Annotated in this window: 25 protein-coding genes and 2 tRNA genes; 2 read left to right on the top strand and 25 right to left on the bottom strand. The window is 63.9% G+C overall.

The annotated features are described in order from the left end of the window. Positions 1-11: 11 nt before the first annotated feature. The 8 genes from AB7245_RS22445 to AB7245_RS22410 form a co-directional block, all read right to left on the bottom strand. Positions 12-953 (bottom strand): HlyD family secretion protein, encoded by a 942-nt coding sequence (locus AB7245_RS22445; RefSeq protein WP_439034964.1) that lies wholly within the window; start codon positions 951-953, stop codon positions 12-14. Then, positions 953-1,192 carry a DUF3302 domain-containing protein gene (locus AB7245_RS22440; protein ID WP_439034963.1) on the bottom strand — a complete coding sequence of 80 codons (240 nt, stop codon included), beginning with the start codon at positions 1,190-1,192 and terminating at the stop codon, positions 953-955. The genes AB7245_RS22445 and AB7245_RS22440 overlap by 1 nt, the downstream gene beginning before the upstream one ends. Positions 1,193-1,224: 32 nt before the next feature. Further along, a complete protein-coding gene (locus AB7245_RS22435) occupies positions 1,225-1,716 on the bottom strand; it encodes a hypothetical protein (protein ID WP_225048827.1) in 492 nt (163 codons plus the stop codon). A gap of 75 nt (positions 1,717-1,791) precedes the next feature. Further along, entirely contained in the window at positions 1,792-2,835 is a 1,044-nt protein-coding gene (locus AB7245_RS22430; protein ID WP_439034962.1) for an HAD family hydrolase, read from the bottom strand. 83 nt (positions 2,836-2,918) lie between these two features. Continuing rightward, positions 2,919-4,739, bottom strand: a complete 1,821-nt coding sequence (locus AB7245_RS22425; RefSeq protein ID WP_439034961.1) for an arylsulfatase — start codon at positions 4,737-4,739, stop codon at positions 2,919-2,921. 72 nt (positions 4,740-4,811) lie between these two features. Further along, positions 4,812-6,521 carry an arylsulfatase gene (locus tag AB7245_RS22420; protein WP_439034960.1) on the bottom strand — a complete coding sequence of 570 codons (1,710 nt, stop codon included), beginning with the start codon at positions 6,519-6,521 and terminating at the stop codon, positions 4,812-4,814. A gap of 18 nt (positions 6,522-6,539) precedes the next feature. Then, positions 6,540-7,553 (bottom strand): formylglycine-generating enzyme family protein, encoded by a 1,014-nt coding sequence (locus AB7245_RS22415; RefSeq protein ID WP_439034959.1) that lies wholly within the window; start codon positions 7,551-7,553, stop codon positions 6,540-6,542. A gap of 459 nt (positions 7,554-8,012) precedes the next feature. Beyond that, a complete protein-coding gene (locus AB7245_RS22410) occupies positions 8,013-8,192 on the bottom strand; it encodes a hypothetical protein (protein ID WP_354142362.1) in 180 nt (59 codons plus the stop codon). On the opposite strand from AB7245_RS22410, the gene AB7245_RS22405 reads away from it, so the two are divergent. Further along, positions 8,172-9,056 carry a helix-turn-helix domain-containing protein gene (locus tag AB7245_RS22405; protein WP_247310375.1) on the top strand — a complete coding sequence of 295 codons (885 nt, stop codon included), beginning with the start codon at positions 8,172-8,174 and terminating at the stop codon, positions 9,054-9,056. The genes AB7245_RS22410 and AB7245_RS22405 overlap by 21 nt on opposite strands. A 152-nt stretch (positions 9,057-9,208) precedes the next feature. On the opposite strand, the gene AB7245_RS22400 is transcribed toward AB7245_RS22405, so the two are convergent. The 11 genes from AB7245_RS22400 to AB7245_RS22350 all read right to left on the bottom strand — a co-directional run bounded on the left by AB7245_RS22400 (position 9,209) and on the right by AB7245_RS22350 (position 21,402). After that, positions 9,209-9,283, bottom strand: a tRNA-Asn gene (locus AB7245_RS22400). Between the two features lie 132 nt (positions 9,284-9,415). Next, complete coding sequence (locus tag AB7245_RS22395) at positions 9,416-9,784, bottom strand: hypothetical protein (protein ID WP_063983400.1); 369 nt, start codon at positions 9,782-9,784, stop codon at positions 9,416-9,418. A gap of 210 nt (positions 9,785-9,994) precedes the next feature. Beyond that, positions 9,995-11,689, bottom strand: a complete 1,695-nt coding sequence (locus AB7245_RS22390; RefSeq protein WP_439034958.1) for a flotillin family protein — start codon at positions 11,687-11,689, stop codon at positions 9,995-9,997. Positions 11,690-11,712: 23 nt separating this feature from the next. Continuing rightward, positions 11,713-12,372: an OB-fold-containig protein gene (locus AB7245_RS22385; RefSeq protein ID WP_085401466.1), complete on the bottom strand. Its 660-nt coding sequence runs from the start codon at positions 12,370-12,372 to the stop codon at positions 11,713-11,715. A gap of 10 nt (positions 12,373-12,382) precedes the next feature. Continuing rightward, on the bottom strand, positions 12,383-13,546 hold the full coding sequence (locus AB7245_RS22380) for a PspA/IM30 family protein (RefSeq protein ID WP_439034957.1): 1,164 nt from the start codon (positions 13,544-13,546) through the stop codon (positions 12,383-12,385). Positions 13,547-13,887: 341 nt separating this feature from the next. Then, positions 13,888-14,271: a RidA family protein gene (locus AB7245_RS22375; protein WP_439034956.1), complete on the bottom strand. Its 384-nt coding sequence runs from the start codon at positions 14,269-14,271 to the stop codon at positions 13,888-13,890. A gap of 14 nt (positions 14,272-14,285) precedes the next feature. Beyond that, on the bottom strand, positions 14,286-16,616 hold the full coding sequence (locus tag AB7245_RS22370) for an acetamidase/formamidase family protein (RefSeq protein ID WP_439034955.1): 2,331 nt from the start codon (positions 16,614-16,616) through the stop codon (positions 14,286-14,288). A gap of 256 nt (positions 16,617-16,872) precedes the next feature. Next, entirely contained in the window at positions 16,873-18,114 is a 1,242-nt protein-coding gene (locus AB7245_RS22365) for an acetamidase/formamidase family protein (RefSeq protein WP_439034954.1), read from the bottom strand. 43 nt (positions 18,115-18,157) lie between these two features. Beyond that, positions 18,158-19,780: an amino acid ABC transporter permease/ATP-binding protein gene (locus AB7245_RS22360; RefSeq protein WP_439034953.1), complete on the bottom strand. Its 1,623-nt coding sequence runs from the start codon at positions 19,778-19,780 to the stop codon at positions 18,158-18,160. Next, complete coding sequence (locus AB7245_RS22355) at positions 19,780-20,697, bottom strand: ABC transporter substrate-binding protein (RefSeq protein ID WP_439034952.1); 918 nt, start codon at positions 20,695-20,697, stop codon at positions 19,780-19,782. Before AB7245_RS22355 ends, AB7245_RS22360 begins: the two co-directional genes overlap by 1 nt. A 441-nt stretch (positions 20,698-21,138) precedes the next feature. Then, positions 21,139-21,402, bottom strand: a complete 264-nt coding sequence (locus AB7245_RS22350; protein WP_439034951.1) for a hypothetical protein — start codon at positions 21,400-21,402, stop codon at positions 21,139-21,141. Between the two features lie 262 nt (positions 21,403-21,664). Between AB7245_RS22350 and AB7245_RS22345 the strand changes: the two genes are divergently transcribed. Next, entirely contained in the window at positions 21,665-21,859 is a 195-nt protein-coding gene (locus tag AB7245_RS22345) for a hypothetical protein (RefSeq protein WP_014495402.1), read from the top strand. An 81-nt stretch (positions 21,860-21,940) separates the two neighbouring features. On the opposite strand, the gene AB7245_RS22340 is transcribed toward AB7245_RS22345, so the two are convergent. The 6 genes from AB7245_RS22340 to AB7245_RS22315 all read right to left on the bottom strand — a co-directional run bounded on the left by AB7245_RS22340 (position 21,941) and on the right by AB7245_RS22315 (position 26,146). After that, positions 21,941-22,087 carry a hypothetical protein gene (locus AB7245_RS22340; RefSeq protein WP_167767891.1) on the bottom strand — a complete coding sequence of 49 codons (147 nt, stop codon included), beginning with the start codon at positions 22,085-22,087 and terminating at the stop codon, positions 21,941-21,943. A 189-nt stretch (positions 22,088-22,276) separates the two neighbouring features. Further along, a tRNA-Cys gene (locus AB7245_RS22335) sits at positions 22,277-22,350 on the bottom strand. Between the two features lie 56 nt (positions 22,351-22,406). Then, positions 22,407-23,168 (bottom strand): ABC transporter ATP-binding protein, encoded by a 762-nt coding sequence (locus tag AB7245_RS22330; RefSeq protein ID WP_439034950.1) that lies wholly within the window; start codon positions 23,166-23,168, stop codon positions 22,407-22,409. A gap of 7 nt (positions 23,169-23,175) precedes the next feature. Beyond that, on the bottom strand, positions 23,176-23,892 hold the full coding sequence (locus tag AB7245_RS22325; RefSeq protein ID WP_439034949.1) for an ABC transporter permease: 717 nt from the start codon (positions 23,890-23,892) through the stop codon (positions 23,176-23,178). A 196-nt stretch (positions 23,893-24,088) separates the two neighbouring features. After that, positions 24,089-24,823, bottom strand: a complete 735-nt coding sequence (locus tag AB7245_RS22320) for a tRNA-uridine aminocarboxypropyltransferase (protein WP_439034948.1) — start codon at positions 24,821-24,823, stop codon at positions 24,089-24,091. 510 nt (positions 24,824-25,333) lie between these two features. After that, on the bottom strand, positions 25,334-26,146 hold the full coding sequence (locus tag AB7245_RS22315) for a class I SAM-dependent methyltransferase (RefSeq protein WP_208086727.1): 813 nt from the start codon (positions 26,144-26,146) through the stop codon (positions 25,334-25,336). Positions 26,147-26,160 lie beyond the last annotated feature (14 nt).

The raw sequence follows: 26,160 nt of genomic DNA, 5'->3' as shown, positions 1-26,160 counted from the left end.
GCGCCCTCTCGCTAGAACGGATTGACGTAATTCAGGATCGCGACCTGCCGCAGGATCACGCGGCGCACGACGTGGGTCGGTTTGACGTGATCGGTGTAGATCGCAGCCGTTCCGGCGCTGCCGGCCGGCAACCGTTTGACGAAATCGGCGTCGTCGAGCTTGACGCGCACGACGAAGGGGGCGGCCTCGATGGCTTTCGGCAGGACTGCCGTGCCCGATGTCTGCACCTGTCCGGTCGCGATCGCCTGGAGCACGCTCTCGACCTTGCCGGAGTAGATCTGCCCAGGTGCGAATTTGAATGTGGCCTCGACCTCCTGGCCGGGCGCCACGTAGCGCGCATCGTTCTGGTTGATCTCGACGCCGATGATGGTGCTTGAGACGTCAATGAACGCCATCACCGGCGCCAGCGGCAGGTTCGCCACGCGCGCGCCCTTGCGCAGCGCGAGATTGGTGACGTAGCCGTCGGCCGGCGCGCGCACGACCGTCTTGTCGAGATTCCATTGCGCGGCCTCGAGCTGGCCGGAGAGCTGGTCGGCCTCCGATTGCCGCTGTTCGACATCGAAGCCGCGGCCGGCGTCGCGCTCGTAGAGCTGCGTCATCTGGCCGAGGCGCGTCTTGGCGAGCTTGAACTGCGCGTCGATCGCCTTGACCTGCGCCGCGTAAGGCGTCGGGTCGATCTTGAACAGGACATCGCCTGCCCTCAGCGGCGCGTTGGCGAGAACCGGAACATCCGTCACCTCGCCCGCCACATCAGGCACGATCGAGACTGCATTGCGCACGACCAGCGCGTTGCCTTGGGGGGCGCCCCACCCCATCGGGATCAAGAGCCCGAACAGCAGCAGCACCAGCACGATCGCGGGCGAGGCCTTCCAGAACAGGTTGAAGCGCACGACGCCGAAGTGGACCAGCAGGAAGAGCAGCACGAGGTAGGTGTTGAAGATCGCAACGCCCATCACACATCTCCCGCTTTCCGCGCGGGCACGTCGAGATAGGCCCAGATGACGGCGATCGGCCACAATGCGAAGCCGAAGAACAGCGTGATCCAGCCGGCGACCGTCACGGCCTGCGCATGCGGATGGTTGCGCGACTTTGCGATATGCCCGGGCAGCCATCCGGCGATGCAGACAACGCCGATCGCGCTCGCCAGCAGGATGACGAGCACGATCCAGGCGAAGATGTCGTAACCGCTCATGACGACTGCCTCATCGCATCAGGGATGCTCCATCATTGGCAGTAGTCCCAAAAACCCTGCGTGCGGGATGGATCGGTGTAGTACCAGCACATCCCCGGCGCGGGCGCAGCACCCGCCCAGGCCACAGCCGTGGCCGCTGTCACGAAGCCGATCGCAGCACCGGCGGCGATCGCGCCGCCCCTCGGCCAGTGGTAATAGCCGGGTCGCGCCCAGCCGCCGCGCCCGGCCACAGCCGTGGTGCTGCGGACGGCGACGTTGCCGCGCGGTCCGACCACTGCGGTCCGGCCGCGATAGGCGGCGCCTCGGGGGCCGACCACGGCGCCGCCACGATGGACCACGGCCCCACCACGCGGCCCCATGGCGGCCCCGCCGCGGCGAACAGCGGCACGCACCTCGATCAGATCGGATGGTCCAGTCGCGCCCTGCTGGATTGCCGCTGGCTGGAGCGGCGCCGCCGACACCGTTCCGACCGGAAGCGACGCGCCGGTTGCCAACGCCAGCAGGCAGTTCGTCCACCGAAACATGCGCATATGTCCAGACATCCTTGTCCCTCCCTTTGTTATTGCTGTCGTTGATGCAGCTTCCCGCACGCGTCCTCGTCATTGCGACGCTTCCGCGGTGCCGCGTTCGGACGCAAACACCGTCGTCCAGTCCTTTGCCATGTCGACGACGGTCCAGCCGCGCTGCGTGGCCTCGTCCCAGGCCTTGTCGAGCTTTCCGATCTTGGACTCCCTGTCGTAGGAATATTCGCGGGCCGCATCGGTGTGATGGACGATGCCGACGAAGCGCGCTCCAGGTCCGGCCGCGGTCCATTGCAGCATCTGGTGGTCGCCGTCCGAATTGCCGAAGGCGAGGATTGGACGGCGGCCGATGAAGCGGTTGATGCCCGACGGCTTGCCGGGGCCATCGTCGATGAACTCGACCTTGGGCAGCTTCGTCAGGACGGGACGCCCGTCAGTGCCGATCTTGAACTGCGCGACTCCGGAGGAGCCAACTACCTGCTCCGGCGGGATGCCGTAGGCTTTCTCCGCCCACGCCCGCATGAATTCGACGCCTCCACCCGAGGCGATGAAGGTCTTGAAGCCATTTGCGCGCAAGTATACGAGCAGCTCCACCATCGGCTGATAGACAAGCTCCTTGTAGGGGCGCTGACAGCGCGGGTGCTGCGCCCGGGCCAGCCAATCGGCAACCGAGGCCGCATAGGCGTCCGTCGTTATGCCGCTATGGGACGCCGCGATCAGCGTCAAAAGACCTTTCTCACCCTGCGCCGCCAGCACGTCCTTGTTGCCTGAGAGGAACGCCTTGAAGGGCTGCTGCTGCTTCCACTCGGGATGCTGCGGCGCCATCGCCCTGACGCTATCGAGGCCGAAGGCCGCCTGGAAATAAATTGGCTGTTCGCACCAAAGTGTACCGTCGCTGTCGAACACGGCAACGCGCTCCGCCGGCGGCACGAAATCGACTCCGCCTTGCGAGGTCACCCGCCCAACAAAGTCGATGATTGATGTCTTCGTGACCCCGTCGTTCCACGAAGGTAGAGGTCCGGTTCGAGCAAAAGCTGCCGCACTCCAGACCGCGACAGCATTGATGGCGGCGAAACCGATCAGAAACCCACGCCGGGTGGCAGATGCGAGGGAAACGGGCATTCTGGATCTCACAGGCGCAAGCGAGTAACTACGAAGGTGGCACCGGCCCGCAACGACGCGGGCCGGTGAGGATGGGGTGTCAGCTATTTGACTCCGCGTTGCTGGAGCTGCTGTTCGATCATCTGATTGACGCCTGAGCGTATCTTGTCGATGCTCTGGGCTCGTTGTCCTGTCCTGGCGCGGTTGTCCTTGATCTCATCGAGCTGCTCTTCAAGGATCGTGGCCGGTACGAAACTCGGTGGGAACGACCGCGGCGGAAAATCCTTGAAGGTCATGACGAAGGCGCCGACGTCGTCCATCGCGCCGTAGACCTGCCCGACATGGTTGAGTTGCCAGTCCCAGAATGTGTTCGAGGTGATGTCAGCCCTCTCGAACGGATCCTGAAGCAGGTTGAATATCTTCTGGAGGCGTAGCTTGGTGAAGGGCTCGGCCCAGACGCCCAGTGTGCCGGGCAGACGCTGCTCGGCGTAGACATACTTGTAGTCGCCCTTGCGCAAGGCCACGAGCAAGCCGTCATCATCCGAGTAGAAGAACTTGTCACGAGCGCTCTTGGTGCCGTTGTTGTTGCCGGCCGTGCCGCTGACGTTGCGCAGGAATGCGGTCTGGTCGAACCCGTCGAGATGGACCTTGTAGTTGATGCCGTTGGCGGTGTACCCGGCGCTCAGCTTGTTGACGATGTCGGGCTCACCTGCCGCCGAGCACAACGTCGGAATCCAGTCGTTGTGGCTCATCAGCTCATTGGTGACCGTGCCCGGCTTGATGACGCCCGGCCAGCGCACCAGGCACGGCACGCGGAAAGCGCCTTCCCAGTTGGTGTTCTTCTCGGAACGGAACCAGGTCATCGCGCCGTCCGGCCAGCTGTTCATGTGAGGACCGTTGTCGCTGGAGTAGACGACGATGGTGTTGTTGGCGATCCCCATATCGTCGAGGGCTTTGAGCAGAGTACCTACCGTATCGTCATGCTCCTGCATGCCGTCGATGTATTCGCTGTCGCCATGCGTGTAGCGGCCGCGATGATCGGTACGCACATGGGTGCGCAAATGCATGCGCGTGGCGTTGAACCAGCAGAAGAACGGTTTGCCGGCGGCCTGTTGCCGTTTCATATAGTCGATGGCCGCGGCCGACGTCTCGTCGTCGATCGTTTCCATGCGCTTCTTGGTCAGCGCGCCGGTATCTTCGATGGTCTGTTTGCCGATCTTGCCGAAGCGGGGGTCTACGGTCGGATCGTCGCGGTCTGCAGCCTTGCACCTCAGCACGCCTCGGGGGCCGAACTTGGCGAGGTAGCTGGGGTCTTTGGGATAGTCGGGTAGTTCCGGCTCCTCCTCGGCGTTGAGATGATAGAGATTGCCGAAGAATTCGTCGAAGCCGTTGACGGTCGGCAGCGACTCGTTGCGGTCGCCGACGTGGTTCTTGCCGAACTGTCCGGTGCCATAGCCGAGATTTTTAAGGAGGCCGCCAATCGATGGGTCGAGCTGGCTCATGCCCATCGGCGCACCGGGAAAGCCGACTTTGGTCAGGCCGCTGCGAATGCCGTGTTGGCCGGTCAGGAACGCCGCGCGACCCGCCGTGCATGATTGTTCGCCGTAATAGTGGAGGAACTTGATCCCCTCGCGTCCGATGCGATCGATGTTGGGCGTCTCGTAGCCCATCAATCCGTTGGAGTAGGCGCTGATGTTGGCGATGCCGATATCGTCGCCCCAGATCACGAGAATGTTGGGCTTGCCTCCCGCTGGCTGAGCTGCCGCCGGCGCGCGAGAGGGCGCTGCTTGCTGCGCTTGCGCCAGTGCTTCCGAGGTCAGCGTCGCTGCTGCGACGATCGATGATGTTCCAAGGAGCAGATTTCTGCGGTTGATCGTTTGTTCAGCGTCGGAGGAATTGTTCTTGTTCTTTAGTTCGCCGCTCATTTCTACGCTCCCTGTGTTTCATTGGTCGTTCACGTCAGCCGCTCGGCGTTGCTGCCAGGCGGTCACGCCACGCTATTGCGTGACTTGAAAACTCCTCTGCATCTTCTCGACGATCTGATCGATGCTGAAGCTCGACGGCCGCTGACTCGGGGGAAATTCCTTGAAGGTGGCGAGGAACTCCCCCACAATTCTAGGCGCAGCAATGAACACACCCGCGCCGTCCGTCATGAGCCAGTCGTAGTAGGTGTTCGACGTGATATCCGCGCGCTCGTAGGGGTCCGAGCGCAGATCGAAGATTTTCGGCACGCGCAATTTGGTAAACGGCTCGGCCCAAATTCTTAATGTACCTTGCGCACGCTGCTCTTCGAAGACGACTTTCCAGTTCTCGTAGCGCAGAGCCACCACGTCGCCATCGTCGTCGAAGTAGACAAACTCCTTGCGCGCGCTGCGCTCCTGCTGACCCGTGAGGTGGGGAAGCTGGTTATATCCGTCGAGATGGACCTTGAACGTTTTGCTTCCGGCCTGGTGCCCCCTCAGCAGCTTGTCCTTGATATCCGGTTCGCCCGCGACCGCCAGCAGGGTCGGCATCCAGTCGAGCGCGCTGATTGTCTCGTTCGAGATCGAGCCGGGTTGAATTCGTCCTGGCCAGCGGATCATGCACGGCACGCGGAACGCGCCCTCCCAGTTGGTGTTCTTTTCGCTGCGGAACGGCGTCGTTCCCGCATCCGGCCAGGAGTTCTGATGCGGCCCATTATCCGTGGTGTAGATCACGACGGTATCGTTACCGATGCCGAGATCGTCGATAGCCTTGAGCACCGTTCCGATCGTCGCATCGTTTTCGATCATGCCGTCGGCGTATTCGGTCCTGGCCGTCAGCCCGGGCGGGCCACGATGGGACTCCCGTACATGCGTGCGAAAGTGCATTCGGGTCGTGTTGAACCAGCAGAAGAATGGCGTGTTGGCCTTCGCCTGACGTTGCATGAAATCGATGGCGGCAGCCGATGTTTCGTCGTCGATCGTTTCCATCCGTTTCTTGGTGAGTGCGCCGGTGTCCTCGATGGTCTGCTTGCCGACCTTGCCCCAGCGCGGATGTTCGGTCGGATCGTCGCGATCCGACGCCTTGCAACGCAGCACGCCCCGTGGGCCGATCTGGTCCCGCATACCGGTCGGATAAAAGCGGTTCTCCGGATCTTCCTCGGCGTTGAGGTGGTAGAGATTGCCGAAGAATTCGTCGAAGCCGTGCACGGTTGGCAGATATTCATTGCGGTCGCCGAGGTGGTTCTTGCCGAACTGCCCGGTGGCGTAACCAAGCGGCTTCAACAACTCTGCGATGGTCGCGTCTCGCGCTTGCAGACCCACGGTCGCGCCGGGAATGCCCACCTTTGAAAGGCCGGTGCGCAGCGTGCATTGGCCAGTGATGAAAGAGGACCGCCCCGCCGTGCAGCTCTGCTCGGCGTAATAGTCCGTGAACATCATGCCTTCTTTCGCGATGCGGTCGATGTTCGGCGTGCGATAGCCCATCACACCAAAGGAATAGGCGGAGACATTGGTCTGTCCGATGTCGTCGCCGAAGATCACGAGGATGTTCGGCTTGCGGCCGGACGCCGATGAAGCCGCCGGGCTCGCGGCTGAACCCGGCGCCGCTTTCTGCGCTTGCGCCAGTGCCTCCGATGTCAGCGTCGCCGCGGCGACGATGGACGAAGTTCCCAAAAGCAGTTTTCGGCGATTGATCGACTGGTCAGCCTCGGACTGGGTGTTGTTCTTCTCCAACTCGCTGCTCATGCGATACTCCCTATCTTGCTATGTTGCGGAAGACCCTTCTTGTTCGCGATGAACAACGAGAGGCGTCCGCATCACGCAGCGGAAGCCGACATGGCTGGTTGAAGTATCGACCGGCTCGGCGTGGCGCGCCGCGGGGCGGTAGCGACGGCAATAGTTCGGCGCGCAGAGATGCGAGCCGCCCTTCAAGACTTTGCGCGGGATGCGGATGTCGGGTTGACATGGATCAAAGCTCGCCTCCTCGCGGCCGCCGCGGGGATTTCTGGGAATGCAGCAAGGCTTTGCGGCATCGGCGGCATGCTTTGACGACCACCAGTCCGAGGTCCACTCCCAGACATTGCCGATCATGTCGTGGAGGCCGTAGCCGTTCGGCGGGAAAGCCATGACCGGCGAGGTACGCTTGAACCCATCCTCGCCGAGATTCTGGACGGGGAAATTGCCCTGCCAGATGTTGGCCATGTGCTTGCCGCCGGGCATCAGCGCATCGCCCCAGGCGAACTCCTCGCCGTCGAGGCCGCCGCGCGCGGCAAACTCCCATTCCGCTTCCGTCGGCAGCTCCTTGCCGGCCCAGCGGGCATAGGCTGCCGCATCGCTATAGGAGACGTGCACGACCGGATGGTCGTCGAGGCCCTTGATGTTGCTGCCGGGGCCGTAAGGATGACGCCAGTTGGCGCCGCGCATGAAGGACCACCATTGGCTCCAATCGGTGAGATCGGTGATGCGCGGCAGCGGCGAGAACACCAGCGAGCCGGCGTAGAGCATCTCCTTCAGCGCGCCGGGATAGTCCTTGGGGTCGGGAACGATCTGCGCCTCGGTGACGTGGCCGGTCGCGTTGACGAATTGCTTGAACTGCCGGTTGGTGACGGAGGTGCGGTCGATCCAGAAACCGTCGACGGAGACGCGGTGGCTCGGCGCCTCCTCGGGATAATGATGGTCGGATCCCATACGGAAGGTCCCGCCGGGAATGAAGACCATCTCGCCGGTCTTCACGTCGTCCGGCAACCACTCGCAGTGATCCGTATCCGCCCGCAGCATCGTGGAAACTCCGATACGAGTATTCCACCCGATACTATGGCGCGGATTTCAGCAGGCGTCGACGAGAGCACATTGCCCGGCATTCTGGACGCATTGTCTGGTCCCCTCTTCTTGGCGCCGAGGGTGCGAGATGGGTGTCGTAGACTTGCGTCAGCATCTCTCCCTCTTTTGCGCACATCCTTCGAGCCCGCGGCAACACCATACCGCCATCCCCGCCCCGCGGTTCGCAGAACGATCGTTGCCGATATCGCCTAGGTTGCAAATGGTATCCGAAGATAGGATGCCCGTGATGTGCAGTTTGTGCCAATACGTCGCGCCGATCGGTGAGGCTTAACGACACATGTCGCAAATTCCTCAATCCGCAGCGTCGTGTGGCGTACAGCTCGCGTCAAATTCGGCGATAATTTACCTCAAAGCGCGAACTCGGACTGTCGTACCCACTTCGCGTTGTAGTGGTGTTCAGCCGCCGCCTGCCGCAGAATTGTCGCGCTTGAGTAACAGGGTGGCGCCATGGGCCAATTCCTTCTGGTTGATTCGCGTAAGCTCGACGGGTTCGAAGGTCTTCACCAGGCCGTTCACGGCTCGCACGTCGATGTCATGCAGCTCGGGCGCGGGCGATTGCGCGGATCGCTCTCCCATGTCGGCATCGGCGATTTCTCGCTCAGCATCGGCACCTTCAGCGTCGGCATGCGTACGCAGCGTGTCGCCAGCGACGACAAGCTGATCATCGGGATGCTGCTCGCGGCCGAAGAGCGCGTCACCCACTGGTCCTTCGACATGCGCCTCAACGACGTGCTCGTGATTCCGCCGCTGCTCGAGCATGACGGAATCTTTCACGGTGGATCCGCTTACGCCGCCATGCGCTTCGACATCAACGAGGTCGCATCGCTGTTCGGCGGCGAAGCGAGGCTGAGCAATCCCGACACCTGGCGTAGGCGCGACCATTTCCGGGCGGCCCCCGATAGCGGCGCGATCGCCGCACATCGTCTGGTCCGGATCATGTCACATCTGCGCACCTACAGGAGCGGCCTGACGCCCTCGACCGCCGATTTCTGGAAGCGATCGATCGTCGAATGCATGGCGGCCAACGTGATGTCGTCGCTACCGCCCGACGACACCGGCTGGCTGCCTTCGGCGAGGCGGCTGATCCGCCGGGTCGAGGAGTATCTCGACGAGGCCGGCACGCGCCCGGTGCATGTCTCGGAGATCTGCGCCGCTCTCGGGGTGTCGCGCCGCACCCTCCATCGCGCGTTCCAGGAGGTGTTCGGCTTGGGCCCGGTCAGCTTCCTCAGGCACAAGCGGCTGTGTGCCGTTCATTCCATTCTGCATGAGAGCGTGCCGGGCTCGACGACCGTGGCCGCTGTCGCCATGCAGCAGGGCTTCTACGAGCTCGGGCGGTTCTCGCAGTATTACCATGCGATGTTCGGGGAACGTCCGTCGCAGACCCTGGGAGGACGAACTGTCCCTCGCCTGAGGGTTCAACCCTCTGAGCATGAATTATAGGCGCCCGGTTCGGCTGTGCTGGGGGACGGCTAGGGTCCGACCGATTCCCTCTCCACCGGCCGATTGCACAGCCGTGCACCGGCCCCAACGCGGCGGTCGCGGGTAGTGTTGCGCAATTGCAACGCAAGTAAGGCTTTGAATTTGCTGGATTTTGGCTCCCCGGGCTGGATTCGAACCAGCGACCATCCGATTAACAGTCGGATGCTCTACCGCTGAGCTACCGAGGAAAGGGCGAACCAGTCGTTCGCGCGCGGCTGCGTATAACAAAGCCGCTTGCGCTTGCAAAGGACGAATTCGCGATCTTGCACAATGCGCCGAGGAAGGGCCGCCAGCCCTCCCCTGGCTCAAGTCAGGTCAAACTATTCGGCGACGAAGGACGTGGTCTTGGTTCCGGAGTCGTAGCGCAACCGAAGCGCGGTGATCTTGCAGAGGTTGACGTTCTTCCAGAGCACGGATTCGTCATAGTTCTGCCAGTCGACGCGGATGTTCCAGACACATCCCTCGTCGTCCTCTTCGAACTCGACATAGGTGCTCGCCTGGTTCTGCAAAACCTTGTCGAGCTCGTTCTCCCATTCGTCCAGGCCGTCGTCCGGCGCGTTGAAGCCCAGGAATTTGATGGCATAGCCGGTCTCGTTGACGACGGTGACGTTGCGGGCGTCGGCCGCGAACGACGGCGCAGCGGCGATTGCAAGACCGATCGCGATCAGTCCGGACAGAAAATACTTCATGTGAAATTCCCCCGATCGAAAGAGGCTCCGGTGCCTGACGTCGATCCGCGCAGGCACCGCGGCAACAAATGGCGTTGCCTCGAAGAATTCACCCGGAGCGCGATCGAGTGGTTCAACACGCGATCGATCGACGCTCCGGAGCGTGCGCGACGCGAGACGCGCACGGGCAGTTCATATCGATTCGAATTCTCCGCAGCAATGAACCGGCGTTCATAGATCGGCGGTGTTTGTTTTCTCCGGCACGGGCGCCGGCACTGCGGCGCCGTTGCTCTTTCCCGTCACGGCGCCGACCAGCGCTTTCACGGGATCCTCGCCCGGCGCAAACCCGCTCTGGCGCAGGATCTCGTCGATCATCGGACGCAGCGCGTGCACCTTAAGGAGCTCGCCCGCAAGCCCTTCGCCGAAGCCGACATTGCCGCCGCCGGTGCCATTGCTGCCGAACGCGCCGCCGGTGTGCAGGATGCGGACGTCCTTGAGATTTCCGATCGGCCTGACCATCTCGGCCAGCGCCGAGGGCATGGTTTCGATCCGCTTCTTGGCGAGCTCGAAGTCGATGACGTTGGCGCCGAGCTTGTTCTGCGCCTCGTTCTTGAGCGTGATGATTGCGGCTTCGGCCTCGCCGATATTCCTGACGCCGACAGCCTTGATCTTGTTGGACTCGGCTTCCGCGGTGGCCAGCGTCTTGACGGCCTCGGCGCGATCGAGCGAGGCCTTCTTTTCGGCTTCGGCGGCGACGATCAGCTCGGTCGATTTGCGCTCGGCCTCGGTGCGCGCGGCGAGCACCTGGGTGAGACGGGCACGGTCGGCGACCTCGACCGCGCGGGCGGTCACGACCTTTTCCTCCGCGGAAACGGCGAGTGCTTCGGCGGTCTTGGCCTCGGCGACGGCTTCCGAGGTCTGCTTGCTCTTGGAGGCGATCTGGATCTCGTTCTCCTGCGTGGCGATCTGGATTTCGCGCTGCGCGTCGGTCTTGCGCTTGTTGATCGCCAGATCCGACTCGATGACTGCGGTTTCCTTGACCTGCTTGGCGCCGGCCTCCTTCTCGGCAACGGCGCGGTCGGTGTCGATGCGGGCGTTCTCCTCGGTCAGACGCGCGGTCTGGGTTGCGGTCGCGACCTCAGCGCGGGTGCTCGCGGTCTTGTTGGCGATGTCGCGCTCCTGGGACAGCTCGGCCTCCTTCTTGGTGCGCTCGATGGTCAGGGTCTGCTGCCGCGCCTCGAGGTCCTTTTGCGCAATCGCCACCTCGTTGTCGCGCACGATCGAGTTGCGGTCGCGCCGGCGCGTCTCGGTAACGGTCTTCAGCTGGGTCAGACCTTCGGCGTCGAAGAAGTTCTCCGGGTTGAAGAATTTGACGTCGGTCTGGTCGAGCTTGGTCAGCGACACCGATTCAAGCTCGAGACCGTTGGATTTTACGTCCGATTCCACGGTCGCCTGCACATGCTTGACGAAGTCGCTGCGCTTCTCCTGCAACTCCAGGATGGACATGGTGGCCGCCACCGAACGCAGGCCGTCGACGAATTTTGCCTCGACCTGGTTACGCAGGGCTTCGGCGTCATTCGTCAGCGCGCCCAGCGTCTGGCTCGCGAGCGCAATGCTCTCATCGTCAGGACGGACACGCACGTAGAATTCGGCGACGATGTCGACGCGCAGGCGGTCCTTGGTGATCAGGGACTCCCGCTCCTTGCGCTCGACGGTGAGCCGCAGCGTCTTCAGATTGACGCTGGCGTAGGAGTGGAAGATCGGCAGGATCATGGCGCCGCCGTCGAGCACGACCTTCTTGCCGCCGAGGCCGGTGCGCACGAAGGCCTCGTCGCGGGTGGCGCGCTTGTAGAGGATGGTGAAGACGATCCCGAGGACGACGATCAGCGCGACGCCGATCATGGCCGGGACTGCAATGTCGAACATGACTTTCTCCGATAAATGACTTGTCAGCTGCTTAGAGGCGGTTTGGAAGGTTTCAGTTCATCGTCGGCCTTCACGGCCACGAAGCGGGTGCCGGCGCGATCGACCAGCAGGACCATGGTTCCCTGCGGCAGGGGCAATGATGACGGTGCGGCGACCGCCCAGACGAAATGGCGGTTGCCGTGGATGTCGGCGACGCTGACGCGGCCGGGCGGCCCCTGATCGAGCGGGCCGATCACGACCTCGCCGACGCGGCCGACGAGATCGCCGAGGCCGACGGCATAGCTTTCATCCTTGGGAATGACCCGCGCGATGCCCCTGCTTGCGGCGCGGACCAGCGGAATCGAGACGGCGACCGCTCCGACCGACGCGAGCGTTGCCGGCAAGGGACCCGCCACCATCCGCGCGATGTCCTGGATCAAGAAGCCGGTGATGGAAAACGCGCCGAGCAGCAACAGCAGGAAGATCAAGAGCGGCACGCCGCCGACATTGATCCAGGAGATGGCGTTGATCACGCCATTGTCGCTGGGGTGACCGAAATCGATGTTGGTGCCGAGCATCTCGCTCAGCGAGGCCCCGACCAGCATCGAGACCACCTCGATCGAGCCGACGATGAGGATCATGGCCGCCGCGATCGCGAACGGCCTGACCTCCGGCGACATCACGTGTTCGAGCAGTGCGCTCATGACACATTACTCAGGAGCGCGACTTCAACCGCGCCAGCCTCGCTGCAATCTCCTTGTCGCGATGCAACGTGCTGAGCTCGTCGATGTCGCTTGAATACGGGATCGCTGCCGGAACGCCGGTGGCGCGCGCCACCGCCCTGCCCGCGCGCAAGGCCTTCGCTGCCGCCGAGGCACCACCGGACTTCCGGGGCGACGTCGAGGCCTGATGGCTTGCGTGAGCCTCGCTCTTTTCGAGATCGGCGCGGCGCTGCTCGGCATCTTGCAATGCTGACAGCACGGCGCGCAGCGACGTCACGCACTGTTCGATCTTCTCGTTGTTCTCATCGATGGCCCGGGAGAGCACCTCGAACTGCGCCTCGAGGTCTATCTGACGCGCGATGCCGGCGCGGGCGAGATCGTCGCGGCTATCCGCGATCGCGCCCTCGATCTTGGGCGTGAGATCGGTCATCTCGCGTTCGATCTCGGTGCGGCGCGCGTTGAGACGGTATTCCTCGGCGCGCGCGGCCGCGAGCGCATCGCGCGCTTCACTCTCCGCGCGCTCGATCTCGCGGATGGCCTGGCCAACCACGTTCAGCTTGTTCTTCCCCTCCGCCTGCTCGATCGCGTCATAGGCGATCCCGGCGATCAGGCGCCCGACCCGGGACAGGAAGTTGTCGGGGGCGGCAGCGATGGTATCCATAGCGTTCTCCTCCTCTGGCAGATTGTTCGGCGTGACGCCGTAGTGAACTTCAAAGCCGTCGTCGGTGCGGATGAGGTGCGCGGGCGCGCTCTGCCCCCAACCCTCGGCATAGCCGGCATAGTCGAAGGGCACGCTGAAGCGCCCCTGCACGGTCGCAATCGAAATGGTGGCGGGGCCCTTGATCTTGGCGAGCTTGTCGTCGAGCGGCAGGCGGCGGCCCTGCGCGGCGCGATAATCGGCGCGGTCGCGCAGGCCCAGCGTCACTAGCCGCGACGGCAGCGCGGTTTCTTTCCGGATCGGCTCATAGGCATGGGCATGGAGCAGGACGACGTTGGAGCCGACGTTATGGCTCCGCGCCACCTCATCCAGGATCTCCATCATGCGGTCATAGGCTTGGAACGTCGCCTCAAGCGCGGCCTTGGCGGCCGGGTCAGGGGCAAGCCTGTAACGCAGCGCGGACGGCGCGTTTCGGGGCGACGGGCTCATGGAAAGCACTAAAGCACCATTTTGGTGCTTTAGGAAGAGGAAGTACGATCACGTTCCCCTGACCCTCATGCACTCTGTGGGTTAGTCGTCGGCCGCAGGCGACGCGTTCAAGGCTGGTGACCATCGATAGATCACGGCCGACAAGACTTCTTGCACGCGCGGGTTGCAATTTAAGACGAAGTGGAGAGAGAGCGTTTGGCGACTGCCACTCTCGTGTCCCGGACGCGTTGCAACGTGAACCGTTGCGGCGCCAAGCCGGGACCCGGAAAGCCGCACCGTAGCTGTGGCATGGGCCCCGGCTCTGCTGCGTATCAGTTCGTGCCGCAGCGTCCGGGCTGCGAAAGCCGAGCTCACGGCCGCCGGCACACCAGGTCGATCTCGATCAGCGCATCATAGGCGAGCCCGGTGACGCCGACACACGTGCGAGCCGGCAAACGATCCGGTGCGAAGAAGCTGCGATAGGTCTCGTTCATTGAGGCGTAGTCTTCCTTGAAACGCGTCAGATAGATCCGCGTCATCACGACGTGCTCGAGGCCGAGATCGAGGCCGGCGAGCACCACCTTCAAATTCTCCATCACGGCCCGCGTCTGCGCCTCTATGCCGTCGGGCAGCAAACCCGGCGCCTGCGGCGTGTCCGGCATCTGGCCGGTGACGAAGACAAACCCGTCGGTCTCGACGGCGTGGCTGAAGGGCGCGACCGGCTTCGGTCCGCCGCTGATCATGTGGAATTTCACTTGAGATGTCCTTGTTAAGTCGCGTCCCGAAACAGGCGCTTGCTGAGGATGGCGTGCACGCCCCAATTGCCGTCGACGACCTGGGTGACGCCGAAATCAACGGCGGCCGACATCAGCGCGATCGCCTCGTCCTCGCTGAGGCCCTTCACGTTCATCAGGAAGCGCCGCATTTTCCGGAACGCATCCTTCATGGCAAGGTCGAGCGAGGACTTTGCGTAGACCTCGCTCTGGCCCTGCGCGCCGAACTCGGCGAGATAGTTGGGATGGCTGAACCCGGTCAACACCCAGTCGGTCTCGGTCTCGATCAGGGGATAGGAGAGATCGGCAAAGGGCCGGCCTGCAAGATCGGCCTTCTTGTGCAGGATCACCTCGAACGTCCCTGTCATCGAACATTCGATCGCGGTGCCGCTGAGCTCGCCGTCGCCCTGCGTGGCATGGGAATCGCCGACCGAGAGCAGCGCGCCGGGCACCGAAACCGGAAGATAGACGGTAGACCCCTTCCCCAGCCGCCAATTGTCGAGATTGCCGCCGAAATAGGACGGCGGCACGGAGTCGACGAAATCGACCTCGCGCGGAGCCACCGCGATCACGCCGAAATGCGGCCTCAGGGGAATGCGGATGCCATCGAGTACGGCATGCCGGCGCTTCACCGTGGCCGGCGCGACGGGGACGCCGGGATAGTCGTAGGTGGCGTGCACGACGCCGAAGGGGTCGGTCTGCGGCTCCCAGCGATAGGAATAAAGCGCCCGGGCGTGCGGCTCCTCTGGATCGTCGAAGATCTCGTAGATGGTGACGACCTCGCGCGGCTTGGGACCGCCGAGAAACTCGTTGTAGTGATAGCCCCACCAGGCCGCGACCGAGGAGCCGAACACGCGGCCGGCATGGTTCGGATTGCGGCTCGCGCGCGGCACGATGTCGAGGATGCGCACCTCCAGCACGTCGCCGGGCTGGGCATCCTTCACCGCGACCGGCCCCGTGCAGATGTGCACGCCAAATCCTTCGCCGGCGCCACGGCCGAACACGCTCGCGTCCATCGGACCAGCGCCGCGACGATCGACGTTCTTCTTGTCCCGTGTCCAGCCGAACACGCTTTCAGCACCGGCATCGCCCGCGATCATCATTTCGGGCGCGTCGGAGGCGTGCTGCGTCAGCGTCTCGATGGTGATGGTGTCGCCCGAGGCGATCTCGATTTGCGGCGCCAGCGAGCGGCTGAAATAGCCCCAATGGATGCGGCTGGCTTCGACCGGGAGACGGTGATGCCTGCGTTCCGCGGTCGTCCGCTCCTCGGTGCCGGCGCAAGCAGCGGTGCTGCGTGCCTCGACGCTCGAATGCACGCGGAGCTGCGCCAGCGCCTCCTGCGGCCAGCCGCGCTGGCCGGCAATGCCGTGCTGCAAGGTCGCCCGCTCCGCCTCCTGCTGGCGGAATTCGCGCGGCGGCAGGCCGAAGCGATGACGGAAGGCGCGGCTGAAATGTGCGGAATCGCCAAAGCCGTAGGCGTAGGCGATCTCCGAGATCGAACGAAGCGCCTCGGTCGGATTGGACAGATCGGCCCAGGCACGCTGGAGGCGGCGCTCCCGGACGTAATGGGTGAAATTGTCGCCGACCGTCTCGAACAGTTTTTGCAGGTAGCGCTCGGAAATCCCCTGGGCCTGCGCGACGCGCGCCGGCGCCAGTTCGGGATCGTCGAGCCGCCGCTCGATGGTCTGGCAGATCCGGTGCAGCAGCGCGGCCTGCGTCGCACTCGATCCGGCATCGGACGTCGAAGCCGCCAGTTGATGCGCGAGCGTCAGGAGCAGGTCAACGAGCGACTGCGCGACCGAATTCCACTCGGCATCGCTCAACGTGTCGAGCGTGCGCGCGGTCGCGTCCAGCAGACGCGAGAACACATCGGCAAAGCCGCTGGGTGGAACGACGCGGGGCTCGCCGAGCCGCGGCCTGCCCGAGAGGCGTCCGTGCAGCGCTTCCGAGGTCACCGACAGCACGATGGCCCGCATGTCGCGCTGGAACACGATGCTCCAGTCTCCGCTCCGCGGCAGCAGCACGAGATGGCCGACCGGAACGATGCGGTGGCCGCCGGCGCTCTTCAGCACCATGCCGTCCTCGACCGGGACCAGCGCGATCGGAAGGTCTTCATTCGCTTGCGATAGCGGCGCGACGCTTTGCGCGCCAGCCGCCATCCGCGTCAACGCAACACCTGCGGTGTGGCGATGCGATGCGGTTGCGTGTCCGTCAAAGAAGGAATGGCCGGTCGCCGGCTGCAGGCCGACCGCCGCCAGCACGTCCCGCCAGGCTTCGGGGCGGTCGTCTTGCGCGTAGGACTCGCTCGTGAACGGCCGGAAGCTCATCGGATCAACCCAGATTGCGGTTGATCGAAGCAACCTCTGTGCCAGACGAACGCGGTCATCCGTCGCAGCAACGGGCCGCAAATGACGTTCGGTGGTCAAGCGTTCATCCGGGAAATTGAATTTCCTTCAGAGTGTTAGCGCCCAATTGCTGCATCAAGCACGCTGCGTAGCCCGGATGGAGCGAAGCGTAATCCGGGAATCGGGCCGCCATCGACGCTGTCCCGGATTGCGCTTCGCTCCATCCGGGCTACCCCCGTCAATCGCACCGAAAGATGTTCTTGCGGATCGTGCCGTGGACGCCCCAATTGGCGTCGACGACCTGGGTGACGCCGAAATCGGCGCCAACCGACAGTAGCGAGATCGCCTCGTCCTCGCTGAGACCGTGCACGGTCATCAGGAACCGCCGGAGTTTTCTGAACGCATCGCGCATCGCACGGTCGAGGCTCGAGTGATTGGCAATCTCGGTTTGTGCGTCGGCGCCGAGTGCGGCCAGATAGTTCGGATAGGTGAAGCCGTAGAACGACCAGGCGTGATCGGACTCCAGCATCGGATGGTCGAGGCCCTCCAGATTGGTGCCGGCCAGATCAGCCTTCTTGTGCAGGATGAACTCGAAATCGCCGGTGAGCGAGGTCTCGATTGCGGTGCCGCCGAGCTCGCTGTCGCCTTGCGCGGCGTGGGGATCGCCGACCGAGAAATAGGCGCCGGGGACTGCGACCGGATAGAACATCCGCGCGTCCTTGCCGATGCGCCAGTCGTCGATGTTGCCGCCGGTGTAGCTCGGCGGGATCGAGCTGACGAAATCAGCTTCCGAGGGCGCGAGGCCCATGGTGCCGAAATGCAATCGCGCGGGCACCCTCACGCTCGACAGAATGTTTTCGCGCTTCCTGACGGTGGCGTGATCGACGCGCACGCCGGGATAGTCGATGGTGGGATGCACGATGCCGTCGGGGTCGGTCTGCGGCGTCCAGACGTAGTTGTAGACCGCTTTCGCATAAGGCTCGCCCGAGGTGTCGAGCTCGAAGATGGTGACGACCTCCCGCGGCTTCGGCTCCTCGATCAGGTCGTGATAGTGAAAGCCCCAGTTTGCGGCGACGTTGGAGCCGAAGCAGCGGCCGGCGTGGCAGGCGCTGCAGCTCGGCCGCGGCCTGATATCGAGGATGCGCACTTCCAGGATGTCACCGGGCTCGGCGCCTTCGATCGCGACGGGACCTGTGAGAAGATGCACGCCGATCCCCTCGCCCGCGCCACGGATGAAAGGGCCTTCGACGGAGCCCGCGCCGCGGCGCGCGACCGCCTTGTGCTCGCGCGTCCACTGGAACACGCTCTCGGCGCCGGGATCGCCCTGGATCATGCGCTCGTAATCGTCATTGGCATGATGGGTCAGCGTCTCGATGGTGGCGCGATCCCCGGAGCGCAATGTCAGGGCCGGCGTCACCTTCTTAGAGAAATAGCCCCAGTGGACGGTCTTCGGCGAAACCGGCAGCGTGAAATGCTTCATGAGATGGCCTCTTCGGGAGTCTTGAACCTTACGAAGGCAGCGCTCATCGCACCGCCTCCGGAGTCTTGTCGGCTTCCATCACGCTGAGGAAACGCGCCGTCAGCGGATTGCGGGGATTGGTGAGCACCTCGTGCGCCGGTCCCTCCTCGATGATGGTGCCGCCGCTCAGGAAAGCGACGCGGTCGGCGACTTCATCGGCAAAGCGGATCTGGTGCGTCGAGATGATCATGGTGAGGCCGTCGTCGATGGCGAGCCGCCGGATCACTTCCAGTACCTCGTTGACGAGCTCGGGATCGAGCGCCGAGGTCGGCTCGTCCAAAAGCAGCACGCTTGGATTGGGCGCCAGCGCGCGGGCGATGGCGACGCGCTGCTGCTGGCCGCCGGAGAGATGTCGCGGCAACGCGTCGGCGCGATGCGAGAGACCGACGCGGTCGAGCAGCTCGGTGGCGCGACGGTCGGCGTCGATGCGGGTCATACCGTGGACCCAGCGCAAAGGCCCGGCGATGTTTTCGCGCGCCGACAGATGGGCGAACAAATTGAACTGCTGGAACACCATGCCGACACCGACGGTTGCCCGCTCGTTGGCGATGGCCCGGGGTGACAGCAACTTGCCGTCGTCGTCAAAGCCGAGACGGCGGCCGCCGACGCGCACGGTGCCTCCGTCCCAGCTTTCGAGATGGTTGATGCAGCGGAGCAGCGTGCTCTTGCCCGAGCCGCTGGGGCCGAGCAGCGCGACCACTTCGCCGACGCGAACGGTCAGATCGAGGCCGCCGAGCACCTTTTGCGTGCCGTAGCTCTTGGTGAGGTCCTTGGTCTCGACTGCGATGTTGTTGCGCGCGATCGTCGCGGAACGCCGCGTGCGCTCCTCTCTGGTCAGAGCAAGCGGCGGCGTGTCGGTCAGCTCTGCCTGCACGGGTTCGGGATCGGCGACGGTCGCCTCCGCAAGCTCCAGCTTGGTGCCGAGGTCGACGCGGCGCCACGGCAGGTAATCGGCGAGTTTGCGCTGACGCCCCCTGGCGCGATCGAGATCGAGCAGCCATTCGACGAACAACTGGATGACGCTGATGGCGAAGGTCAGCACGAGGTACAAGAGGCCAGAGGCGAAGAAGATCGAGAAGAAGTCGAAGGTCGAGGAGGCAAGCTGCGTCGAACGCAAGGTCAGCTCCTGGACCGCGACGACGGACGCCAGCGAGGAATTCTTCAGCGCACTGACGGCCTCGTTGCCGAACGCCGGGATCATAGTGCGGATCGCCTGCGGCGCGATCACCCGCCACATCAGGATCCGCGGCGTCATGCCGAGCGCCTGGCCGGCCGTCACCTGCCCGCGGTCGACGCCGAGCACGCCGGCGCGCAGCATCTCCGCGATGAACGGCGCCTCGTTGCAGGCGAGCGCGAGGCCGGCCGCCAGCACCGCCGACAGCTTGATGCCGATATGCGGCAACGCATCGTAGGCGAACACCATCTGAAGGATCAGCGGCGTGCCGCGAAAGATCACAGTATAGGCCCTGGCGATCGCCGCCAGGGGCCAGAAGCGCGAGAGCTGCATGCCGGCGAGGATCAATCCGAGGATCAATCCGCCGCCGAGCCCGAGGGCGGTCACCTCGAGGGTGAGCTCGATGCCCTCGAGCAGATACGGCATGCTCAGGTAGTGAAGGAACAGCGACATCAGTCAGCCGTCAGAATGTCCGGTTCCTTGAAGTTGTTCACATCGAGCCCGTGCTTCTTCAGAAGCTCCGTATGCGTGCCGGCCTTCTGCACCTCGATCAGTGCGGCCAGCACGGCGTCGCGGAATTTCGGCTTGTCCTTCGGGACGGCGATGCCGACCGAATACGGGATCGTCACCGCGATCGCCTTCTCCAGCTTGTCCGGATAGGCTTTGACGGCGCTGTCGACGGTGTTGACGTCGTTGATGTAGGTGTCGGCGCGGCCGGCCAGGATCGCCTGGATACAGTTGGCGTTGTTGTCGTAGAGCTGGATTGTCGGCTCGGCCTTGCCGGCCTTCTTGCATTCCGGGATCAGGGCCTGGATCAGGGGCACCTCGACATAGCCGGTGTTTTCGGCGGCCGCCGTGCCGCACATCGACATGTTGATGCCGTTGATGCCCTTCGGATTGCCCTTGGCGACCAGCACGCCGTCGAACACTTTCGAGTAGGTGATGAAGTCGGCGGCCTTGGCGCGCTCCTTGGTGGCGTAGATGTCGGAGATGATGATGTCCGCCTGGCCGGCAGCGAGTGTTGTGAGGAGTGCTGCGAACGTCACCGGCTTGTAGGTCAGCTTGAAGCCGAGGCATTCGCCGATGGCTTCGCCAAGATCGATGTCGAAGCCGATATATTTGCTGGGATCCTTCGGGTCGATCGTTTCATAGCCCGGCGTGTGCGGGTTGATCGCGTTGACGAGGGTCTTGCCCTTCCAGTCCGGATATTTCTCCTGGAGTGCGGCGCAGGCGGCGGGCGCGGCGGCCTGCGCGCTCAGCGGTGCCGCGGCGACGAAGCCGAAAGCGATGGTGGCGCCGAGCGCGACCTTGCGCCATGGCAATGATGCGCGTGCGATCCCCCGTGCATGGGGCAATACCCGTGTCTCCATCTCCAGCTCCTTCGAATTGTCATGGCACTGGCCATGTTCCAGATCTCGGGAACGAGCCTAGGTGGAGTGCGGACGGGAAAGCTTGTCCGCGGGCGTACAAAAAATTGGATGAATGGGGCCCGCGAATTGGGCAGCCAGCTGCACAAAAACTGATCGTGCGTCAGGTGTCCTGCGGCACGCAATTCCGAATTCGGGAGAACCAAATGATCTCGGACAAAGCAATGATCTGCGCGGCCGGAGAATCAATCAGTCAGGATATTTGACAGAGATATGACGCTGGCTGATGGAAATAGGGTGCGGGGCAGACGCATCTGTGGACGACATCCACAGCATCTCACCGTCCGTCCACAGGCTGTCCGCAGCATATCCACAGGCCGACTATGCCGGATTCGCGAGACCGCACGAGCCACTTGCTGCGCACAAACCCACAGGGCGGCTATGTCACCCGCCGGCTTGATCGAACACGGTGCGGCAAGCCTCGCTCAAGCTTGACCGGTTACGGCGCAGACAGGCCGTGATGGCGCGGACGTTGGGGATCTCGCCGGCGCAGAGCCGGTAGACGTCGGGGGTGCAGGCCCGGCGCTGCTCCGGGGTTCCCTGCTGCGCCTGAGCGACGGTGGCGAACAGCGCTAGGAACAGCCCGACCGTCGAGGCGCGGCGCGCCCGGCTCTTCGCACCTGCAAACCGTAAGAACCTTGCCTTCATGACCAAGTCTCCCGTCCGCCTTGCCCGCCCCCGGCCTTCGCTGGCCGGTGTCGTGCCAAGGGGTAGGAGAAATAAATCGCGGGGGATGTGATCTCTTTCACACTGAGGCCGGACGGGAGGAACGTACGGTTCCGCGGGGATTTTAGGGAATCGCTAACCAATCGGAGCCCGATCGCCGGATCGTTAAATTGCGAACGATCGGCTCAATCGGGCAACAAACCGGCTTTGCGACATTGCGCCATCCGCGTTCTGCGAGGGTGCGATGAGCGAAGCCGAATTCAACTTGCTGCTGGATGCCGTCCGGGACGCCATGGTCTATCAAGATTTTGCGCCCGAGCCGGAGGAGGAATTCGTGCCCCGCTCGTGGTCGTACGTCGCAACGCCCAAAGCTGCCAATGACAATGAGGGCGCCTGGCCCCTTCTGCCGTTTCCGGACGGCTGGTACGCGGCCGGTTGAGACCACTTTCAACGTCAACCGATGCGCCCGCTCCCGCGGGCGTTTTGCTATCGGCCATGCGCCGGAACGGCGCGGCGCCGATCAGGTCTTGACCCGCTCCTCGCCGTCCTGCGGCACCCGGTCGGGTGCGGCCGGCGGAAAGATGCTGTCATAGATCGCACGGGCCTCGCGAATGAGGCGAGCCCGTTCCAGCTCGGATTTCGGGACGAATCGGACGACGTCGCTCACGTGCTCTCCAGCTCCAGGGGTTCGTGACGCATCACTTCGCAGATGCGAAGTCTATGCCATCCGGCCTGAATCGCTGGTGTCCGCCAAGCCCCGGGCAAACCCGGTGTGCACGGCCTGGAAGGCCTTTACCGCACGCGGGGCGGAACGCGCGGTGAGCAAACTTTGTAATGAAATATCAGGAGGTTGTAATGGAGGCCACGACCAGAATTGAACTGGTGTACACGGTTTTGCAGACCGTTGCGTAACCACTCCGCCACGTGGCCCCGTAAGGGCGGAGCAATATAGGGGATCAATGGCTTAGGCAACCCCGACCGGGCGTTTACGCCTTGGCCCCGCCGGGACCGGCGAGATATTTCGCAAGAATCGCATCGGTCGGGCCGGCCGCGGTCATCCGCCCCTCCTCGAGCAGGATCGCGCGGTTACAGGTGCTCTGGATCAGCTCGATGTCGTGGGAGGCCAGCACCAGGATGCCGGCACGGGCCACGATCTCGTCGAGCCGCTGCCGCGCCTTCCGGCGGAATTGCTGGTCGCCGACGCCGATCCATTCGTCCAGCAGCACGATCTCGCCTTCCACGGCGGTTGCGACCGCGAAGATCAGCCGCAGCATCATGCCGCTGGAATAGGTCCGCAGCGGCAGGTCGAGCCTGTCACCGAGCTCGGTGAACTCGGCGATCTCCGCCCGCCGCGCATCGATCTCGGAGCGCCGCGCGCCGATTACGAGCCCGCGGCGCACGATGTTCTCGTAGCCCGTGGCCTCCTCGTCGAAGCCGGCCGACAGGTCGAACAGCGACAGGCAGCGGCCGAGTACATCCACGCTGCCCGCGGTCGGATGATAGATGCCGGCGAGCACCCGCAGCAGCGTGGTCTTGCCTGCGCCGTTGGCGCCGATGATGGCGACGCGGTCACCGGCGCGGATGTCGAGACTGACGTCGTTGAGCGCGGAGACGATGTGCGGCACCGCCGGCGTCCGGCGCAGCGTCACCGCGCTGACGAAGCGGCTGCGCAGCGAACGGTCGCGGAACGACAGGACCGGAAATTTGACCGAAACGTTGCGGAGCACGATCTGGGCAGCAAGGCTCATGCGCGCCTCACAGCCAATACGCCACGCGGTGGCGGTATTTTGCGTAGCAGCCGAAGGCGATGACGGCTACGACGATCGCATAGATCGCCCCGAGCAGCCATTGCGCCGGATCGGTCGGCTGCGACAGCAGCGGCCTGCGCACGAGGTCGAGCAGCGTCGCGAACGGATTGGCGCGGATCAGCCAGTAGAACGCGGTGCCGCGCAGGGCGTCCTCGGTCCAGATGATCGGCGTCAGGAAGAAGATGAATTGCAGGCCGCTGACGATCGCCGTGCCGATATCGCGAAAGCGCGCGCAGAGCATGCCGAGCGCGACCGAACCGCCGAGCAGAACGATCAGCAGGATCGCAAAGCCGGGCACCGCGAGCAGCATGTTCCAGTACAGCGGCCATGGCATCACGATGTAGAGCAGCACCACGATCACCAGATGATGCGCGAAGATGAGCACATTGCGCGCGATCATCTGGAGCACATGCACGATCAGCGGCGCCGGCACGGCCTTGATCAGGTGGCCCGACGCCACGAAGATGCTGGAGCCTTCCTGGAGCGTCGTCGCGATCAGGGTCCAGACGATCAGGCCGACGGCGAAGGGCGGCAGGAAACCGGCGATGTCCTGCTTGAACAGTGCGGCGTAGACCGTGCCGACACTTGCGATTGTTGCGGCCAGCGTCAGCGTGATCCAGAGCGGGCCGATCACGGTGCGCCGGTAACGCAGCGAAATGTCCATCAGCGCGAGCGTGCCCCACCGATCGGGCCGCGCCGCTTGTGCAAGGATTTCCTTCGCCGCGGCCTGAATTCGACTGCCCCTTCCGCTTCCGGCTTTCCGATTCTGCGAAGATAACAGTTCGCGGCCCATCGGCCGACCGTCTCTACCCGCCCGTCTCGCGCGGGGCAATCAACCGTACGGAGGATTTAAGCGCGAGTCAGCTGCGCTTGCTGCGCCGGACACCGCGCCGGCGGTCCTTGACCGGCGGTTTTGGCGCCAATTCCGGCATTTCGGCCTGAACCTCGCGGTAGCGCGTCAACATCCGTTCAAAACTGGCATTGAGCGTCTCGGCGATATCGGGGCGCTTCTCAAGACTGGCCAGGATGGTCGCGGCCGCCTCGATGGTCGACAGCCCGTCTTTCCGCGGCTCCTTGCGCAGGCGTCCGTATCGGGAGGGATACGCCGGGTTGAGGATCACGCGCTGGCACTTGAGCATCCAGGGATTGCGCCACCACAGCGCCTTGGCCTGGCTCCAGGTGCCGTCGAGCAGCACCACGCCTTCGAGCTTGCCGAGGATCGAGCGCTGGTTCTCCGCGACTTCGCCCTTGCGGTTGAGCGCCAGGATCTCGCCCTCGGCCTCCAGATCGGCCGCGCGCGCCGAGCCAAGATAGAGCACGGCCCAGTGCGAGGCGTTCTCGACCGGCCGCGCCAGCGCCTTGGACAGGCTCGACCAGGACAGGCCGACCCGCACCGTGGCATCGGCAAAGTGCTTCGCAAGCAGCCGGGCGGTGCCGAGCGCCCTGTCCTGCTCCTGCGGATGCTGGAGGATCAGGAGCGAGAGCCGGTTCTTGATGGGCGTGACACTGTCGCAGATGCACAGCGGCATCGGCTTCTGGCAGTGCGGGCATTCGGGGATCGGATCGGCCGGCGCGGCGGCTGTGGGGTTCGACATGGTCGCCGCTATACGCTTGAAGCGGCGGTTCAACAACTCTCTTGCCGGGAGTGGCGCCGCCATAACCCCGAACCTCGGCACACGACAAAAAGACCGCCCGAAGGCGGTCTCGTTGCGCCGGTATGTCGAATGCGTCGACCGCTCTGCTAGACCGGCGTTCCGGCAGCGTCTCTCCAATCCACAGTACCATTCGCGGCCACGTTGGCGACCCAAATCGGCTTGCTGAGGTCGGTGTCGTAGAACTGAGCACCTACGTCGACATGGGCTTTGGGGCGAGGATTGGGAGGCGATGGTCATGAAGTGTGGTGGTCAGGCCGTAATACACGCCCCAGTTGATCGCCGAATGACGTTATCGCTCGGACTTGGTGACGTCTTGGAGGGTACGATCTTTCTACAAGGCGCCTGCGTTGCGTGACGTTCCGCGCTCGAAGGCCTCTCGTCCCGTGCGCTCTTTCGTCTTCGCAATGAGGTGTACGGCGGCTTGAGCCCGACGTGACTTGGCTGTCGGGCTCACGGCACGGGGCGTTTGCGCATGAACGCCGTCAACACCGTCTTGAACGGAGCCGGCGTGCAGTGCTGAACCGCTAGCAACAGCGAATAGAGCAGCTTCGATCCGAAATAGTAGGCCGGCTCCGCGTCCCACGGGATCACATACAGATCGTATCGGGAGGCGGGAAAATGCCGTTTGAACGCGCTGGCAGTGTTCAGCCGATAGACGGCCGGGAAGACATCCTCGCCCTTGCGGTCGTCCTGGGCCGACTGGATGATGCGGGCATGCAACCGGTCGGGGATCATCCGGTTGGCGAGTGCGATGTATCCATAGCGGTTGGGCGTTCGCGCGCAGATCCAGCCGCCCGGCTTGAGCACGCGGTCGAGTTCACGGGCGGCTCTGGCAGGATCCTGGAGATGCTCGAACACGAAATCCGATACGATCACGTCGATGGAGTGATCGGCGATCGGTAGCTCTCCATCGGGTGTGATCACGAACGCCCGATCCAGCGCCTTGTTGGTCGTGACAGCCGGGTCGACATCCACCCCGACGAGCTCGCGCACCCGTCCCTTCAACGACCGCAGACTGCGCCGGTAGGCAACCGAATCCTCGCTCTGGCCGGCGCCTCGTCCGGCGCCAAAGTCCAGCACGACGGAATCCGGTCCAACCAAGGCCCCGACCCGCTGCCAGAACTGAATCGTGCCATCGACCCGAGAGAATCCACCCGCCGCAATCTCCGGGAAAAAGTGCGATCCGACGGTATTAGCCATTTGGCCAATCACTCCAAGACACCACGAGCCAGCCGATTTCCGCTCGCCCGCAAGGATTCCCAAGCACGTCACACGTT

The organism is Bradyrhizobium sp. 604_D8_N2_3, from assembly GCF_051810765.1.
Classification (GTDB): Bacteria; Pseudomonadota; Alphaproteobacteria; order Rhizobiales; family Xanthobacteraceae; genus Bradyrhizobium; species Bradyrhizobium barranii.
Note: the sequence above shows the minus strand (reverse complement) of the source record. Positions and strands in the feature narration are given on the sequence as shown.

What these genes read in the sequence shown, in the direction of transcription:
- AB7245_RS22410 (WP_354142362.1), bottom strand. Translation starts at nt 8,192, where the DNA reads ATGGGAGAGCGATCCGCGCAATCGCCCGCGCCCGAGCTGCATGACATC.
- AB7245_RS22390 (WP_439034958.1), bottom strand. Translation starts at nt 11,689, where the DNA reads ATGTTCGACATTGCAGTCCCGGCCATGATCGGCGTCGCGCTGATCGTC.
- AB7245_RS22415 (WP_439034959.1), bottom strand. Translation starts at nt 7,553, where the DNA reads ATGCTGCGGGCGGATACGGATCACTGCGAGTGGTTGCCGGACGACGTG.
- AB7245_RS22440 (WP_439034963.1), bottom strand. Translation starts at nt 1,192, where the DNA reads ATGAGCGGTTACGACATCTTCGCCTGGATCGTGCTCGTCATCCTGCTG.
- AB7245_RS22435 (WP_225048827.1), bottom strand. Translation starts at nt 1,716, where the DNA reads ATGTTTCGGTGGACGAACTGCCTGCTGGCGTTGGCAACCGGCGCGTCG.
- AB7245_RS22365 (WP_439034954.1), bottom strand. Translation starts at nt 18,114, where the DNA reads ATGAAGCATTTCACGCTGCCGGTTTCGCCGAAGACCGTCCACTGGGGC.
- AB7245_RS22430 (WP_439034962.1), bottom strand. Translation starts at nt 2,835, where the DNA reads ATGCCCGTTTCCCTCGCATCTGCCACCCGGCGTGGGTTTCTGATCGGT.
- AB7245_RS22330 (WP_439034950.1), bottom strand. Translation starts at nt 23,168, where the DNA reads ATGAGCCTTGCTGCCCAGATCGTGCTCCGCAACGTTTCGGTCAAATTT.
- AB7245_RS22360 (WP_439034953.1), bottom strand. Translation starts at nt 19,780, where the DNA reads ATGTCGCTGTTCCTTCACTACCTGAGCATGCCGTATCTGCTCGAGGGC.
- AB7245_RS22420 (WP_439034960.1), bottom strand. Translation starts at nt 6,521, where the DNA reads ATGAGCAGCGAGTTGGAGAAGAACAACACCCAGTCCGAGGCTGACCAG.
- AB7245_RS22355 (WP_439034952.1), bottom strand. Translation starts at nt 20,697, where the DNA reads ATGGAGACACGGGTATTGCCCCATGCACGGGGGATCGCACGCGCATCA.
- AB7245_RS22325 (WP_439034949.1), bottom strand. Translation starts at nt 23,892, where the DNA reads ATGGACATTTCGCTGCGTTACCGGCGCACCGTGATCGGCCCGCTCTGG.
- AB7245_RS22345 (WP_014495402.1), top strand. Translation starts at nt 21,665, where the DNA reads ATGAGCGAAGCCGAATTCAACTTGCTGCTGGATGCCGTCCGGGACGCC.
- AB7245_RS22395 (WP_063983400.1), bottom strand. Translation starts at nt 9,784, where the DNA reads ATGAAGTATTTTCTGTCCGGACTGATCGCGATCGGTCTTGCAATCGCC.
- AB7245_RS22425 (WP_439034961.1), bottom strand. Translation starts at nt 4,739, where the DNA reads ATGAGCGGCGAACTAAAGAACAAGAACAATTCCTCCGACGCTGAACAA.
- AB7245_RS22370 (WP_439034955.1), bottom strand. Translation starts at nt 16,616, where the DNA reads ATGAGCTTCCGGCCGTTCACGAGCGAGTCCTACGCGCAAGACGACCGC.
- AB7245_RS22445 (WP_439034964.1), bottom strand. Translation starts at nt 953, where the DNA reads ATGGGCGTTGCGATCTTCAACACCTACCTCGTGCTGCTCTTCCTGCTG.
- AB7245_RS22385 (WP_085401466.1), bottom strand. Translation starts at nt 12,372, where the DNA reads ATGAGCGCACTGCTCGAACACGTGATGTCGCCGGAGGTCAGGCCGTTC.
- AB7245_RS22320 (WP_439034948.1), bottom strand. Translation starts at nt 24,823, where the DNA reads ATGTCGAACCCCACAGCCGCCGCGCCGGCCGATCCGATCCCCGAATGC.
- AB7245_RS22350 (WP_439034951.1), bottom strand. Translation starts at nt 21,402, where the DNA reads ATGAAGGCAAGGTTCTTACGGTTTGCAGGTGCGAAGAGCCGGGCGCGC.